This window comes from Acidovorax sp. FG27, assembly GCF_040365715.1.
Classification (GTDB): domain Bacteria; phylum Pseudomonadota; class Gammaproteobacteria; order Burkholderiales; family Burkholderiaceae_C; genus Paracidovorax.
Genome location: NZ_BAABVY010000008.1, coordinates 121025 through 136209, shown reverse-complemented (window position 1 = coordinate 136209; position 15185 = coordinate 121025). Strand labels below are relative to the sequence as shown.

The window sequence follows — 15185 nt, the reverse complement described above, 5'->3', positions numbered from 1 at the left end:
AAGGCTACGATTACTGCTCGGATTCGCCGCTCTGTTTCGAGCTTGGACAAATGACCCCTCAGGGCGGCCTATGAAGATTGAGGTGACGAGTTTGAGTGACTCGATATCGCATGTTGTGGATCAACGAGTGGCGGGTTGCTCTTCCGCAGGAGAGGTCGTTGACGGTGAACAGAGTAGACCGTTGGCGAAAGAAGTCGCCCGGGTCTGGGCTGCGTTGCTTTCTTTGCCGCTGGACGTGTTTGCCGCGTGCGAGGGCCAGTCGGTCCAGAGTTTTCTTTCCGATATCACCGGACTGTCACCTGCCCACTTGAGCACTCGTGGTCTGGCTGTCAAGAGCTCCAAACGATTAGACCGAGTTGCAAAGCATGTTCGGGATCACGCACGCCAGAGCCTCGAAGCTAAGGGCTATCTAGAAGGTGATGTAGACCAGCTCTTGGAGGAGTGCCCGCAAACTCCTCTCGCCGGTTTGGTTCATCGACTTGGTCAAGCGTTGCCGAAGCCTCTTGAGCTAGCGATGGAGGTTGGCTCTCGTATCGACAAGCTTGCTTTCGATGCGATGCGGGCGGCGGAGGGCAATGCACTGGAGGTGTACCGGGAGCTGTTGCTCCAGTATTTGGACGAGGAGCTGCCCTTCTATAGCGACGATGCGTACAGAGCCGAGATACTTGAGTTGCGGCGCGAAATGTCGATGGCTGTTAACTGGTCAGACCTGCAAAGCCCTTCGGATTCTGTTGCTCAGTACACGCTGTTGGCCACGCTTTCAGCGGTCGATGCTGAGTGGTGCGCGCATTACTTCAGACGTCTGGCACCAACGCCGACATTTCCGTGGCTCTTTCCGCGGTTCCATGCTGACTTTGATGCCAGCAACTCGAAAGGACTGAAACGCAACATCGTCGACAGGCCAGTTGGGCGGGTTCTTGATCTGCTTTGGACTATCGCGAAACGGGGTACAAACAAGCAGCAGGTGTGGCCGGACGCGCCCCCGGGTGCGTCGTTGCTGGCTCGGGATATCGCGCACGAGATGATCGGCGATGGTGACATCCGAAAGTGGTCATGTGGCGCCAGGCCGCTCCTGCTGGATCAGATGGTCGAGCTTTGGGCGAGCCTTACACAAAACTTGTCTAACGGAAACTGCATTGACTTGCCGATACCGTGGATGGCTGTTGCCTTGTGGATGGAGCGAGCGCACGTGCGTCGCCGGCCCAAATCCAGCAAGCCCGAAACGGTGATCGTTCTTTCAGACACCTCGTACAGGGCAATTTGGTTGAGCCAACGTATGCGCTGGAAGGATCAGCTCCCGGAACCAGGCGATCTCCCCTGGCCCGGTTGGCTGTTGGCTCAATCGTCCGGCCCTGATTGGCTGCGGTCCATCCAGTCATCAGGCCTCCCGTCCTCGCCGCGCGACTGCCAGTAGGCGTCGTGGTTGGGATTCAACTGGTTTGCTCGGTTGTCGGCGTCGTGCTGGTTGGCTGGCGCAGGGCCACAGTTGCGAGAGCCCGACATTTCACCGTCCTCCTTTCCCAAGCACCCTAGCCGACACACTTTCGATTCGGCGCACATGTGCAGGTGGTGGTGTGCTCCCACCATGTTTCTTGGCAAAACCAGACTTCATTCGTGCAACGTCGGCAACGGTTGGGGGTTGCTGTTGTTTTACAGGATTCTTGTTCATGTTCAGTCTCAAATGGCGCGATCCAATCGACCGCCAGGAGACTTTGCCTATCCCAACCTCGGCCGTTGTTCCGGTTTTGTTCAAATGAGACGCCTGCTCGCGTGGCCTCTGTCGATGCTGGGTGTCCCCGTGTCAAAGCAGTTTGCGCGTGACTGGATAGCGCATGGCACCGTAGTGAGTGTGATGCTGTCGCGAAGGTGTGGTCGCCAGGAAATTCGTTTGAAGAACGACGCAAATCTAACAATGAGCGGTCAAAAACGCATGCAAATGTGAGGCACGACCTTACTTCCGGCGAGAATTTTGAGCTTCAACGCAAATCGCCCTTCCGCCCAGACGCTCTGAGCGGTGAACCAGAAAGAGAAGTCATGAGCGAGCAATACATCGTTTGGTTGGCTATCGTTGCAGTCGTCGTTGTAAGTGTGCTGTTCACCAGACGGAGCAAGTCGGCCTCGACAATTGCGCCTGTAGTTCCTTCTGCGCAGTGGACGGAAGTCGCACTGGCGGATGGCAAGCTCATTCAGTCCGAGCAACTGTTGCCGCATGCCATCGTGCTGGGCACGGACGCCGAGCGCCCCGGCGTTCGCATTGCGCCGCTTTCAGATGCCGAACGTTTTCGCATGGCCAAGACGCTCCCAGTGAGTTCGGACCTGGGCACCAGGCTCAGCGCGGGGCTACAAGCAGTGCCATCGTTACTTGTGGCCGAAGGCCATCGCGGTAAACAGCTGATGGAGGTGGTCATCAACGGAGACTTGGTGCGTGCGGCCGACGGCATGGGCATGCGTGCCTGGGCGGTAGGGGCAAACAACAAAATCGTAGAGCAGGCAAAACTCTTCGACACCAACCAGCTGCAGTCCATGGCCGGCGCTGCTGCTGTCTGGCAAGTCGCGTCTGTGGTGGTTGCACAGAAGCACTTGGCAGACATCTCGGCCAAACTGGAAGAAATCCGCGAAGGCGTCCAAGACCTCTCGCACTTTCTTGGGGAAGAGCGGCGAGCTAAGGTCACAGGAACCTACGATTACCTAGCAACGGTGGCTTCTGCCATTTCTAAGGGCGAACTTTCGCAGGCGGTCCGTACGGAGCTTGAAAGCTGCGACCGTGAGCTCGTGCAGGCCCAACACCATCTTCAAAGCGAGCTTGAGCGTCGTTGTGCGAAGGCCGTCGAACATAAGGAGTTCGCCGGTACCGGCGACTTGGAGAAGGATTCGGTGGCCAAGTATGACGAGCTTGCAGGCTTGGTCAATGACATGCGCTTGACGTTGAAAACCCGCGCACTAGCCTGGCATGTGCTGTCCTTGTTCCCTGGTGAGCCAGGACTCAAGGAGTCCAAGCTGGAGTCGGTTCTTCGCAGCGCCGAAGAGATTGACCTCCGCTTGAAGACCATTGAGGAAAACGCCGAGACCGATGGCCGCAAGTTCTCGTCCTTCTGGAACACAGAGGAGACGCTTGCCGCACGCAGGAAAGTCGTGAAGGTCGCAGCACAGAAGTTAATGGAGAAATTGCGCGACGGCACCGTGGAAGCCAAGCAGAACGTCCAGAATTCCCAGGCGCTGCTTTTAACGCACGACCAGCCGACTTCCCTGGTGTTCGAAGTTGAGGACGGCAGGATTGGCCAACTTCGGATGATGGAAATGGCCTCGGTAGCTACCTGAATCGCCAGACGCGCGGTTTTCAAGTGCAGACGACCTGCGGGGCAAACAGGCTCAGCGCCAAGTAGCCCGCAACGTCGGTTTGCTCCTGTCAGATGTAAGCACCTCTCGGCCAGCTTCCTTGAAGCTGGTGACTTTTAGCGACAGGCCCGCACTACCCCACCCGACGTCATCGCCGAATGACCGCTTCCCGCAGCATATAGCGATTGCAAGCCTAGAGCCATCACCCTAGTGAAGCTCGCAAAGCAGTAATTCAGGAGGTGGGAGGTCCAAGCTTGCTATAGTGTTTTGGCGAATATGCACACGGAGCCGCCCATGGTTACTCGCATGAATCTGTCGCAGTTCAAAAGCAAGCTTCGCCAACTCGAGTCGGAGCGGCGTCAAGCGATAAATCGCTATAACCAGCAGGTACGTCAGTACAACCAACGAGTTGCCAATCAGGTTCGCGACGTCAATGCGGCGATTTCCAGATACAACCAAGAGGTACGGACTCATAACAATCGCCAGAGAGCGAATCAGCAGCGGTTGCGCACTGAAGTCGCTCGGCTGCAGGCCGAGGCCAACACTCGACATACGACCTTCCGCGAATCGGTTGTTCGTGTAAGCACATCGTACGAGCGCCTCGACGAGCGCTTTGCTCATACGCCGCTTACTCCGCAGGAAAACTACTTCTTCGATCTGTCGGAGCGTGAGGCTGCCAACACTGTTAGCCTGTTTAATGCCCTTGCCTCAGACCAGTCCGAGGCGCAGCCTGAGGATGAAGCGCAAGACCTGCAGCAAACGAATATCGTTGACGAGATCGCTGTCGTGTCTGAAGAGCTCGATAGCCGCTGGCGTGGAGCCCTCTTCGCACTTCATCCGCGCAATCCAGAGGCCGCGAGGCATTTCTGCACAAGTGTCAGGGAAATTTTCACCGAGGTACTTGAGTTGAAAGCTCCTGACAACGCAGTATTTGCTGCAATGCCGGGATGCACCAAGACACCGAGAGGGAATGCGACCCGGCGCAGCAAAATTGCTTACCTCCTATCACTCAAAGGAATCCAAAATCCAGAGCTTGCGGACTTCGCTGGAGAAGACGTAGACAACGTGATCGAACTGTTCGATGTTCTAAATGGTGCCACCCACGGAGCTTCCGGCCGCTTGGACATCCCGACGCTTCGCCAAGTCAAGAGAAGAGTCGAGGATGGCCTATTTTTCATCTGCCGGCTTGCGGTCTAATTCAATAGTATTGCGAAAAGCCCGCTTAAGCTTCGTCCGCAACTCGACCTGCACACGCGGGTTGGACAGCCCTGTCTCGCCATCGCACGCCACCAGATTGTCGAGCGCCCACTCTGGCCAGTCCTCGGCGTCGTCGTCCAGCGCGAGCCATGCTTGCGGCTTGCGTCGCAGGGCGTCTGCGCAAATCTGCTGTCCACGAGACATTGCCTTGAACGCTGACTTCGACCAGGGGTCCGCTCCATGGATGCGCTTGTGATATGTACCGCCGATGAACCGGTCGCGCAATGAAGGAGGAAACCGCTTGAGCGTCTTGCCAAATCCAGGCCAGACACACCAACTGCTGCTGAGCACGAGTCCGACCTGCGGAAACGGCGCAAGCGCTTCTTCCAGGCACGGAATCCACTCGAACAACGTTCGATCTGGTCCGGCATCAGGAGACATGTAGACCCCGCGTCTGGCTTGCCACATCACGGCATGGTGTTGAACGACTCCGTCGAGGTCCAAGTAGAGCACCACGTCTGCTGTGCGGCGATGGCGCGACGGTGAAGGCGCATCAGGAGCCATCGTTTCGCCTCCACGTCCTGCCCGCCCGACCATCCCGCAGGCCGAGCGCGCCCACGTTGGCGGCCTTGACCGCCATCTCTGCGACATCAGACATCCTGATGAGCGCGCCTCGTTGCCAGCCGCGCCCATTGACCTTCCCGGGAATGATCCCGATGGGCGTGATGCGCTTGGTCAAATTCCAGGCCTTCGCGCCGACCAGCTTGGCAAGATCGTTGATCGCCATGTAGGTCCGGTTGAATTCCAGCAGCTGAGCCGGCATCACGACGCGGCAAGGTTGACCGCGCAGCACGATGGAATACGACTGGAGCAGACCCTGCTCTATCCAGTGGTCGATGCTCTCGTGCTTCCAGCCCGTGAGCTTGGTCAGTTGATTGATCGACAGACCGGCCTCCAGCAACGGTGTGCCGAAGAATCGGCGCACGTCGGCCAGGAGGTACTGCAATTGCCCAACGGCAGCAGCAGGCTCCTGCGCCTGAACTTCGCCGGCGTGGATGGCACGCATCAGGGTTTGGATGGCTGTGTTGTCGCCCAGGCGCCGGCTGGTCAGGTCCTGGAAGGCAATGCGCTCACCGCCGGACGGGGATGTCGCCACGTTCGCCATTAGCGTTGTCTGCGCGCGGTCAACCGCGCTGATGCGGAACGGCCCGCCCTTCAGCACATCCTTCGCCCAGTCGTAGTCCGCTTCCACCAGGCCGGCCGCGGCCATGTTGGTCAGGACCTTTGGCGGTACATCCAACGCCTTGCCGGCGGCCGACTCCGTCATCCAGCCACGGCGCAACTCCACGATCCGATCCAGGTCCGTCCTAAGCACCTCGTACACCTTACCTTTGGTGCCCAGCCGTCGGGTGCGGTGCTCTACCTGGCTTGCAGCAATGGCACGACGCAGTGTGGGTACCGTCATCTGGCCGTGGTGGGCTGCATCGCCCAAGCGCACGTAGCGCAAGTCTTCCCAGCTGTCGACGTCCTCCAATCCGACCACGCCATCGAACTCGGTTGCGGCGATGCGCTGCACTGGCGCGAGAAACACGTGCAGAGGCCCGTCCGCCGCGACCTCCCGCAACTGTTGATACCAGAGGCCGAGCAACGCCCTAAGCGTGCGGGCGTTATCTGGGCCGGCCGCCATTCGGGAGCGCACGTAAGCTTCGTAGGCCTGCGGCCAGGGGCACAACAGCGACTGCAGTGGTGCGAGGAATTCCACTGCTTCGGCAACCGATTTTGGCCCGGCGGCATTGCGACGCGGCGGAGCTCCATGCGCATTAGCGCGCTGGCACAGTGTCTTTACCAGCAGGGTGACGGCTTGGGGATCAGCGCCGGTCACGTTAGGCGCGATGCCCGTGGCGGCGGTGGCATCGACATGTGTGAGCAGGCCAGACAGCCACAGTTCTGCGTCGGAAGCGGGCTGACAGGCCAGGTGAACCAGTTCCTGGCCGCAGCCACACTGCCCGATTTTTCCCCGCTGAAGGTCCAGAGGCGCATCGCATGCAGAACAGCGGTCTACAAGCCGCCCCCCGTGTTGGGTGCAGGCTGTGACATAGACATGCTCCCAGCCTATCCGCAGATACATCTCTTGCGCCAGGCATTGTGGGCAGACGGCATCCCTGCTGGACCGGTGCAATGACCGCAGCGTACGCAACCCCTGCTCCTGCTGCGCGAGGCGATCTGTCCATTCGCGCGGCATGCCAAGCATGGTGGCGATGTGATCCGGGGTTCCCAGCAGGCCAGTGCGAGAGGGAGACACCTCGGCCATGACCGCGAGCTCCTTCCATCCGGTCAGCGCATTGACCGCCGAAAGGCGGCGGTAGTAGCCCAGGGGTGATTCATCGGCCTTAGGCTCGAACAGGTAGGTCAGTTCCACAGTATTTCTCTCTGACGTCGTGGGATCAGCGCTTGCGAAGCGAAGGCATGTCGTAGGTCTCGAGCACATGGCCATAGGCCTGGTTCAGCTCGGCGAGAGACACCAACTCGGATGAGAACGGCCGGTGCAGCGGATGACCCGTGCCCTCGGTCCGGTCGGCGGCCACCTTGCAGTCTTCCAACGTCAACGGCCGTGGCTGCTCGTCTCGCTTGCGAATGGACAGCTCACGCATGAACGCGCTCAGCACACCGATGAGCCCGCCGCAATGGAAGTAGCAGTGCTTCACCAGAGCGGGGAACTCCACGGCAATGGGCCAGCCGTGTTCAGCAAAGAGCTCTGCATAGGTCCTGACGCACTGTGCGAAGTCCTTGCGGTGCTCTGGCTCAGCGAAGTCGTAGGGGACAAAGTCCCTGCGGACCGTCGCACGCAGGCGCAGTTGTTCGTTGCTCTGGAAGAGGCGCTGAAGGTGCGGGATGCCCGACGCGATGATGCTCAGGTTCGCGTCGTCCGACAGCGCCTTGACCATGTCGGCGGCAGCGCGAGGAGGCACCCGCGAGCCTGGCTCGACGAAGTGGCTGGCTTCGTCCAGTAAAAGTACCCGTGTGCCGGCTAGCTGAAACTGCTCACGCACCCGGCCGAGCAGTTCGCCGGAGGTTCTGACGCGGGCTGGAATTGGCACCTTCAGTGCCTTCAATAGCTCCGCGGGAAACAGCTTGGGCGAGATGGCCGGAGGCAGCTTGACCTTCAATACTGGGACTGTCCGCACGCCGTTGACGCGGCTCGGCGGGTAGGCTTGTTCCAAGGCGTCCAGAACCATGGATTTGCCGGCGCGCGAAGGCCCGATGAGACCTTCGATGCGTGGGCTGCAGCCGTCAAGCGCATCGTCGATGCGCGCCTTGAACCACTGAAAGTGCTCCTCGTAGATGCTGTGGTAGAGCCTGCAGGTCTCTATGCTGCGGCGCAGTTCTGATGCGCTGTTCATGGGCGGACCTCTCCGGTGCGGCGGTCAAAAACCTTCAGCGCGGCGACGTTAGCCCAGTCGTCTTCTTCGCTTCCAAGCGGCGGGTGACCCAAATGGGGAACGGTCGGCGGCAGCGGGTTCTCGGCACTCCGCCTGACGGCTTCGTGTCGCCGGGCCTGTTTGGTGGTTTCTTTGGAGATTGCTGCTTTGCTGCCCGGCGCAGAAGCTCCGCTACGCGTCTTCTGGGCCCTGGAAACGCGTTCCACGGACCGTTCCAGAACATCGCGCCGCAGCGCCTGCGATGCCACGTTCACGCCTTCTTCGTTAGCCTCTTTCAAAAGTGCGGCGGCCTCGTCATAGCTGTAGGCGGGTGTGAATTCTGACGTGCTGTCGTTGACAAGAGGAACCAGGGTGCGCCCATCCCTGTCCACCACATACACCCAGCGGAAGTCGTCCGGGTCGACCAGCACCTTGACCTCCGTCTCGCCGAACTGGCTGACAAGGTGCATGAGCCGGTCGCCCTTGAAGTGGTAGTTGCTGAAACTGATGCCCGTCTTGCGTGACAGCGTCCGAAAGTGCTGCTCATAGATGGTCGAGCGCCAGGCGTCCACACTGGGCGGTAGCGGAATGGGGCAGCCTCGCTGTTCGGTGAGGACCTTGTAGCGCTTGAGCGGTGTATTGCCCATGTCTTCGTTGTCCACGAACACCGACTCGGCCAAGCGGTTCAAAGGATTGTTGACCCAATGCTCGAAGTAAAAGCGCACGATCCAGCGTTCCATCTCCGCCAAAGTCATGACGGGATCGCCCAGAGCCGAAGGATCGCGTTGGCCATCTTTGCCATCAACGCGCGTACAACCCGGCAGTGTCTCCAGGTAGCTCTTCAGCGACCCATTGAGCCGCTCGATAAAGGGCTTCTGATGCGGGTGCCTCGCCTTTAACCGGTTGATTGAGATAGACAGGCGGGTTAGACGCAGAATGCGGTCACTCTTGTTCTCTGGCCCGTTGTCGACGACGACCAGGGATGGAGTCCCGTAGACGTCGAAGTCGTAGCCAAGGCCTAGCGCACCCCAGCGGCGCTTCTTGGGAAAGAGAACGGTTTCAATGCACTTCAGCGTATCGGGCACCCGAGGCGCACCAATGACCAGACTCCACCCCAGGGGAAACGAAGTGCAGCAATCGATGGCGTGGACCAGATAGACGTTGCTCGAATCGCCATACGGTGTCCGAATCAGCCACGGTAGATGCAGTGCATCCTGTTCGATCCGTTCGAGTAGGCTGCTGACACGAATCTTTTTTCGTGCGATGGCCTTCGCAGCAATCGCGTCGTGGGGATGCATACGTCGATGCGACGGGTCGGCGTGCAGTTGGGTAAGGATGACCCGCTGCACGAAGCATCGGCTGACCCTTTTGTCGCTGGCCAGCAGTCCAGAGTCGTGGAGCTGGCGATTCGTCTCCTCCGTTAACGTGCGTACCGTCCATCTGGATTGGGTTTGCAGGTAGTGCTGTTGGGCAAGGTCCTTCGCCACCTTGTAGATTTCCGGCCGGTACCGGGGTGTTCTGTTTCCCTTCGCCGCATGTCCAAGGTGCAGGGGAATGCCGCCCCGCTCACGCTTCCATAGTCGGTATGCCTGTGAGAGCGACAGCGGTGTTGACTCTTGTTCGCCGCGCTCCTGCAGAACCTGCTCGACAAGGATGACGTATGCACGCCGGAAACTGACGCCGTATCTGCTTTTCAGTTGGAGTAGTTCCTGCAAAAACTTCAAAGCGGCTTGATGCGCACGGTCCTCCGCTTCAGTGCGGTTATGCAGTGAGCCGACTGGGCGTACACCGTTGCGGAGGACTTCTATTTCACCGGACGCCACCTTTGGCCGCAGCTCCGACTCGTCCAAGAATTTCTCTTCACGAAGCTCTAGGTCGAGCACCTTCACCCGCTGAATGCGGGGAAGAACGTTCTCTACGACATAGAGCGATTTACCCGACGCTGCGTGGACCAGCTCGTCGCCAGGAAGGAATCCTTGGGTCACTGAAGCAGCCTTTCCATGAGCGCGAGATGATCCAGGTCGCCATACGCCGGTCTCATGGGGTTGCGGCCCTCAATGTGGTGCGCGACGAGGTCGATGGAGAGCACTCCGAAGACGATGAGGGACGGAATGACATTGACGGAGAGCTCCAGGCCCCTTGCATAGTCAAACAGCGTGCGCGCTCCGCCGTCGGCAAGCTCGGATGTGCGATCAATGACGCGCTCGCTAGGAAACAAGTCGGGCCGCTGCGCTGCTGCGTGAAGCAAGCCGATGTTGTTGCGCAGTGGGTGATGGGTAACGTTGGGCAAGACCAGCCGGACGACCTCATGTCCATAGTTGGCCAGCACCCTGGTGGCTTGCTCCAACCGATCATGGTCAGCGTCGCTGCCGATGAATTCGCCGAACTTGACCTCGATCACGATCTGCTTGCCGTCCGCCCGCTCCACGTAAAAGTCTGGTGTGTAGATAGACGCGCCCTTGCGCTTTGCGTACTTGCGTCGCGCGGCAGTGCGTTGTTCTTGCGTACGCAGAAGCAGCCCATCCACCAAGTCGACGGCGAAGGGTTGGCCTTGAATGCGGCGCACCCTTGGGTCGAAGCCGAGCATGTGTGCGACCAAGCGCTCACTGTCGGTTTCAAAGACCATCGTGTTGCCGCCCTTCTCGACGAATGTCATGAAGGCTTCTCTGCCGTACGTCGAGGCGACCTTTCGTGCTCCGATGTCGATCTGCTTCAAGCCGGGACGGCTGTTGTATTTCCTCATTGCCTTCACTCCCAAATCACGACGCGCGTTGATCCATTCACGAGCGCGTCAGGGCTTCGCAAACGGTCTAGGGGTCAGGCATGACAGGAGACATCTAAAGGCGCTGATCCCAGTCCAGAACGCCAATCTATGGCTGGGAGAACGCGCTGGTCAAAACCTTTTTTTTGGTGCTTGGCACATTGCAAATTCAGCGATATAGCAAAAGCCTGAAGTAGTTGCTGCTGAACAACAGGGCGCGCATACGGACTGTTTTTGCCTGTTGGCTTTGTCTACGAACGACGAGGTTTGCACTTGTGTAGAGAGCGTTTTGTCCGTCAGACCAGGGGCTTTCGCTCAGTGGTTTGGCTCGCGCCAAAGTCGAGACGCAGGCCGCGAGGATCGAGGGGCTAAACCTTGGTGATGATTGCAGCAGGTAGTCAACTGAATAGAGAGGCCTCCCGTGGCACTGGACTAGACCAGTTCGCCGAACGCCGCGCTCTCGAGCACCTTGTGCCGCAACCGCCAGTCAGGCATCTGCTGCGCGACCAAGGCCCAGAACGCACGGGTATGGCTTTTCTCCACCGTATGGCACAGCTCATGCACGACGACGTAGTCCTGCACGCTGGCCGGCAGCTCCATCACCCGCGGGTGGAACTCCAGCACGTTCTGCGCATTGCAGCTGGCCCAGCGGCTCTGGAAGTGGCGAATGCGAGCACCCCGAGCCTGCAGGCCTGAGAGGCGTTCCCAGTGCCTCACGCGCGTCAGCAACTTCTCGTGCGCCTTCTCCCGGTAGAACGCATTGAGCAGCGGCGCCAGCGCGTCCGAGCTGATGCTGCGCCCGGCCGGGTTCTCGATGACGAAACGTGACGCGGTGAAGTGCAGCGTGGCGTGCGCCAGCTTCGGCGCGTGGCGCACCTCGGTGAAGTAGGTGCGCCCGCAGTAGCGCAGCCGGCTGCCAGTGACGATCTGCTCGTCCGCCGCCGGCGCTTCGACCAGCGCGCGCTTCTCGCGAATCCAGCGGGCGCGCTGCCGCACCAGGGCCTCCTGCTCTTCAAGCCCGACCGCCGGCCCGCGCAGCAGCACCGGCCGGCCACGCTCCACGGTCACGTAGTGCCGCTTGAGCGTGGCATCGGCCTTGAAGCGCCACTCGATGGTGGTCTGACCGTACTGCAAGCGAGGCATGGCTCAGTTCTTCAGCAGGATGTCCAGGATGCGGGCAGCATGCTCTCGCGCCACTCCGCGCTCCCAGCCGGCCAGCGGCATCAGCAGCTTGCGCAGCAGGTCGCGCATCTCGGGGTGAAGGTCCAGCATCTGCTTCCAGTTGCTGGCCGCCAGCGTTTGACTGAGCGACGGGTCTTCAAAGAGCTTGGTCGTTGCCGCGCGCGCTGTGTCCTCACCCAGCAGGGCGGCCAGGTAGCGGTACACCGCCGAGTGCGCTGGCGTCTCGAAGCCCGTCTTGTCTTTGTCCGCCACGCGCTGGCCAAACAGCTCCAACTGCTCCAGGAACTGCGCTTGGCTGATGCGGCCGGCCTTCTCCTCCTCCAGCAGCTTCTCCAGTTCCTCGGCCAGCTTGTCGAAAAAGGCCGGGTCCTTGTCGCGGCCGGTGACGATGGTGTGCTTGAGCTGGTTCTTCATCACCAGCGCCTGGCTGCCCGGGCTGGCCAGCTGCTTCAGCCGCGCCATGTCGCTGGCGTCCAGGATGGACACCTCGCGCCCGAGCAGGCTCTTGGCCGGGCTGGCGGCGATGTACTCGTCCAGCAGGCGCTGCAGCAACGCAGACTCCAGCTGGGTGATGCGCTCGCGGTAGGTGGCGTCCGGCAGCTTGTCGCGCAGCATCAGCCGGATTTCGGCAAACAGCGTGAAGTAAGGCTTGAAGGGCAGTCCCCGCACATCGGGCAGGATGATGTCGATGCTGCGGTTGAACTGTTTGGCCAGCGCCAGGAAGTCCTCCACCGCATCCAGGCGGTTGGCCGGGTCCAGGAAGCGCTCGGCATCGTCTTTGTAGGCCTCGCGCTCGTTGACCGGGTCGTGCTGCTTGGGCAGCAGCTTCAGCAGCCGCTCCAGCGTGCTCTGCAGCTTAGGCAACTCGGTCTCCACGCCCTGCCACACCTGCGCGGGCTGCACCTCGCCACCGTAGAGCTTGAGCGCCTGGTCCAGGTGCTCCACCACGCCGTGGTAGTCCACGATGTAGCCCGCGTTCTTGCCCGGCAGCGTGCGGTTCACCCGCGCAATCGCCTGCAACAGCGTGTGCTCCTTCAGCGGCTTGTCCAGGTACATGGTGCCGACGATGGGCGCATCCCAGCCCGTCAGCAGCATGTCGGACACGATGATGAGCCCCACGTTGTTGGCCTGCGGCTGGCCGTCCTGGCCCTTGCTCTCGTCGCCATAGGGCAGCGGGAACAGCTTGCTGACGAAATGGCTGATCTGCTCGGCCGGCAGCGCCACCGGCCGCTTGCCCGCCTTCAGCTCATCGCGGACGCGCTCCTCGATGCTCTGCACCTTGGTGACCGGCAGCTTGTACTCGGCCGCCTCTTCCTCCACCGTGGCGCCGGTGCGCGCGCCGGTGATGCCCGCCAGGGAGATGACCACCTGGCTCTGGAAGGTCGGCAGCCCCTGCGCAGCGCGCTGGGTCATCAACTCGTCCAGCAGGTCCTTGTAGCGCACGGCCATGTCGCGGCCGTTGCACACGAGCATGGCCTTCAGGCCCTTGGCCTGAACGTGGCTGACGAAGTGCTCCACCAAGTGCGCGGCCACCTGCTCCATGCGGTCGCCCGCCTGGCGCCAGCGGGCCAGCAGCGCCTTCTTCAGGGCCAGCTGGTGCGCCTCGGGCGCCTGGGCGAACTGTTCGTTGAAGGCTTCGTCCAGCTTGGCATCGGCCGCCAGCTTGACCCAGGCGTCCTGGTACTTGATAGGCAACGTCGCCCCATCGGCCACCGCTTCGTGCAGGCGGTACTCGTCGATGTAGGTCTCGCCCCCAAACTCGGCCAGCGTGTGCTTGTCGTCGTTCAGCAGCGGCGTGCCGGTGAAGGCGATGAACTTGGCGTTCGGCAGGCTGGCGCGCATGAAGGCGGCCAGGAAGTCGTACTGGCTGCGGTGCGCCTCGTCCACCAGCACGTAGAAGTTGGGCTTGGCGCTCAGCACGCGGAAGCTGATCTTCTCGCGCTTCAGCTCCACCCATTTCGGGTCCAGCAGCACGCCATCGGCGTCATGCCGGCGGAAGCTCTCGTTGCGCTCCTCCAGCATGAAGAAGTCCTTGCCCACACGCACGCGGCGGTGCCGGGTGGCCTGCAAGACCTCATCTGCCTCCTCGGGCTCAACGTCGGCGCCGTCTTCAGCGGGGGCGGCGGGCTCGTCCCCCTCTTGGAACTTCTGCACCGTGCTCGTGAACACGCTGCCGTAGTCATTGCCCAGCATCCTCACCAGCCCCGCCACCGACACTGCCTGGATGGCGCGGATGCCCACCGCGTGGAAGGTGTCGAAGATTTGCTTGTCCAGGTCCCGCCGGTCAGTCAGCACCAGCACCGTGGGATTGGCCAGCCCGGTGCTGTCGGCGCGCAGCAGGCGGGCCAACAGCGCCATGGTCAGCGACTTGCCACTGCCCTGGGTATGCCAGATCACCCCGCCCAGCGGCGTAGCGCCGGTCAGCCGCCGCACCGTCTTGCGCACGGCGCGCCACTGCTGGTAGCGCGGCAGCTTCTTCACCGTTTTGCCGTTGCGAGTCTCGAACAGCACGAAGTGCGCCACCAGCTCCAGGAATCGGCTGGGCTCGAACAGCGCCCACAACAGCTGCTCCTGCTCCCCAGGCTCGCTGCCAAGAAGCTCCGCCACCTCGGCCAGCTCGGGGGCTGCCGGCCGGTAACGGGCATAGAACGCTGGCTTGGTGAGGATGGCGCCGTACAGGCCCTGGCGGCGGTTCAGGCCCACGCACACCTGGTTGAACACGAACTGCGCCGCAAAGCTGCGTTGGTAGCCGTCCAGCTGCGCCAGCGCTTCGTCCAGCCGGTGGTGGCTGGCTTTGCATTCGATGATGGCCAGCGGCAGGCCGTTGATGAACAGCAGCAGGTCGGGGCGGAACAGCTCGCCATCCGCATTACGGCCCACGTACTGGTCCACCACATGGAAGTCGTTGTGGCTGGCGTCGGTGGCATCCAGGAAGCGCACGCTGCGCGGCTGGCCCGCCAGGTCCTTCACCTGGATGTCCGAGCGGTGCAGCACCTGTCGCCACACCGCTTGGTTGGCCGCCAGCAGCTCGTCGTTGGCGCGCTTGCGCAGCTCGATCAGCGCTGCATCCACCCCGCCGGGCGCCTCAGCCAGCCAGGGGTTCAGCGCGAGCAGCCGCGGGCGCAGCACGTCTTCCAGCACCGGTGCCAGGTGGCGATGCTCCACCTTGACCGCGGCACCAGGCAGGTGCGTGTACCCGAGCCTCACGAGCCAGTCCAGCGCCGGCGTTTCCACGCCGGTTTTCTCGGGGGCCTGGCTCATGCGTGCGCTCCACGGGCCAAGGCGGTCAG

The 15185-nt window shown here is 61.3% G+C and carries 10 protein-coding genes; 3 read left to right on the top strand and 7 right to left on the bottom strand.

Annotated elements, in window-relative coordinates; all coding sequences use genetic code 11:
* The first annotated feature begins 181 nt into the window (after positions 1-181).
* The 3 genes from ABWV53_RS05735 (at position 182) to ABWV53_RS05725 (ending at position 4533) form a co-directional block, all read left to right on the top strand.
* Entirely contained in the window at positions 182-1414 is a 1233-nt protein-coding gene (locus tag ABWV53_RS05735; protein WP_353363844.1) for a hypothetical protein, read from the top strand.
* Positions 1415-2034: 620 nt separating this feature from the next.
* Complete coding sequence (locus ABWV53_RS05730) at positions 2035-3318, top strand: hypothetical protein (protein WP_353363842.1); 1284 nt, start codon at positions 2035-2037, stop codon at positions 3316-3318.
* Positions 3319-3642: 324 nt separating this feature from the next.
* Positions 3643-4533: a pPIWI-associating nuclease domain-containing protein gene (locus tag ABWV53_RS05725; protein WP_353363840.1), complete on the top strand. Its 891-nt coding sequence runs from the start codon at positions 3643-3645 to the stop codon at positions 4531-4533.
* On the opposite strand, the gene ABWV53_RS05720 is transcribed toward ABWV53_RS05725, so the two are convergent.
* The 7 genes from ABWV53_RS05720 to ABWV53_RS05690 form a co-directional block, all read right to left on the bottom strand.
* Positions 4504-5097 carry an HAD domain-containing protein gene (locus ABWV53_RS05720; protein WP_353363838.1) on the bottom strand — a complete coding sequence of 198 codons (594 nt, stop codon included), beginning with the start codon at positions 5095-5097 and terminating at the stop codon, positions 4504-4506. The two genes, ABWV53_RS05725 and ABWV53_RS05720, sit on opposite strands and share 30 nt — an antisense overlap.
* On the bottom strand, positions 5087-6952 hold the full coding sequence (locus ABWV53_RS05715) for a TniQ family protein (RefSeq protein ID WP_353363836.1): 1866 nt from the start codon (positions 6950-6952) through the stop codon (positions 5087-5089). Before ABWV53_RS05715 ends, ABWV53_RS05720 begins: the two co-directional genes overlap by 11 nt.
* A gap of 25 nt (positions 6953-6977) precedes the next feature.
* Complete coding sequence (locus tag ABWV53_RS05710) at positions 6978-7934, bottom strand: TniB family NTP-binding protein (RefSeq protein ID WP_353363834.1); 957 nt, start codon at positions 7932-7934, stop codon at positions 6978-6980.
* Positions 7931-9937 (bottom strand): TnsB C-terminal domain-containing protein, encoded by a 2007-nt coding sequence (locus ABWV53_RS05705; RefSeq protein WP_353363832.1) that lies wholly within the window; start codon positions 9935-9937, stop codon positions 7931-7933. The genes ABWV53_RS05710 and ABWV53_RS05705 overlap by 4 nt, the downstream gene beginning before the upstream one ends.
* Positions 9934-10668 (bottom strand): hypothetical protein, encoded by a 735-nt coding sequence (locus tag ABWV53_RS05700; protein WP_353363830.1) that lies wholly within the window; start codon positions 10666-10668, stop codon positions 9934-9936. Before ABWV53_RS05700 ends, ABWV53_RS05705 begins: the two co-directional genes overlap by 4 nt.
* Positions 10669-11145: 477 nt before the next feature.
* Entirely contained in the window at positions 11146-11856 is a 711-nt protein-coding gene (locus tag ABWV53_RS05695; RefSeq protein ID WP_353363828.1) for a M48 family metallopeptidase, read from the bottom strand.
* 3 nt (positions 11857-11859) lie between these two features.
* Positions 11860-15156 carry a type I restriction endonuclease subunit R gene (locus tag ABWV53_RS05690; RefSeq protein ID WP_353363826.1) on the bottom strand — a complete coding sequence of 1099 codons (3297 nt, stop codon included), beginning with the start codon at positions 15154-15156 and terminating at the stop codon, positions 11860-11862.
* Positions 15157-15185 lie beyond the last annotated feature (29 nt).

Bases quoted from the DNA above. Each gene is read 5' to 3' on its own strand.
- ABWV53_RS05730 (WP_353363842.1), top strand. From the start codon at position 2,035: ATGAGCGAGCAATACATCGTTTGGTTGGCTATCGTTGCAGTCGTCGTT.
- ABWV53_RS05725 (WP_353363840.1), top strand. From the start codon at position 3,643: ATGAATCTGTCGCAGTTCAAAAGCAAGCTTCGCCAACTCGAGTCGGAG.
- ABWV53_RS05720 (WP_353363838.1), bottom strand. From the start codon at position 5,097: ATGGCTCCTGATGCGCCTTCACCGTCGCGCCATCGCCGCACAGCAGAC.
- ABWV53_RS05710 (WP_353363834.1), bottom strand. From the start codon at position 7,934: ATGAACAGCGCATCAGAACTGCGCCGCAGCATAGAGACCTGCAGGCTC.
- ABWV53_RS05695 (WP_353363828.1), bottom strand. From the start codon at position 11,856: ATGCCTCGCTTGCAGTACGGTCAGACCACCATCGAGTGGCGCTTCAAG.
- ABWV53_RS05690 (WP_353363826.1), bottom strand. From the start codon at position 15,156: ATGAGCCAGGCCCCCGAGAAAACCGGCGTGGAAACGCCGGCGCTGGAC.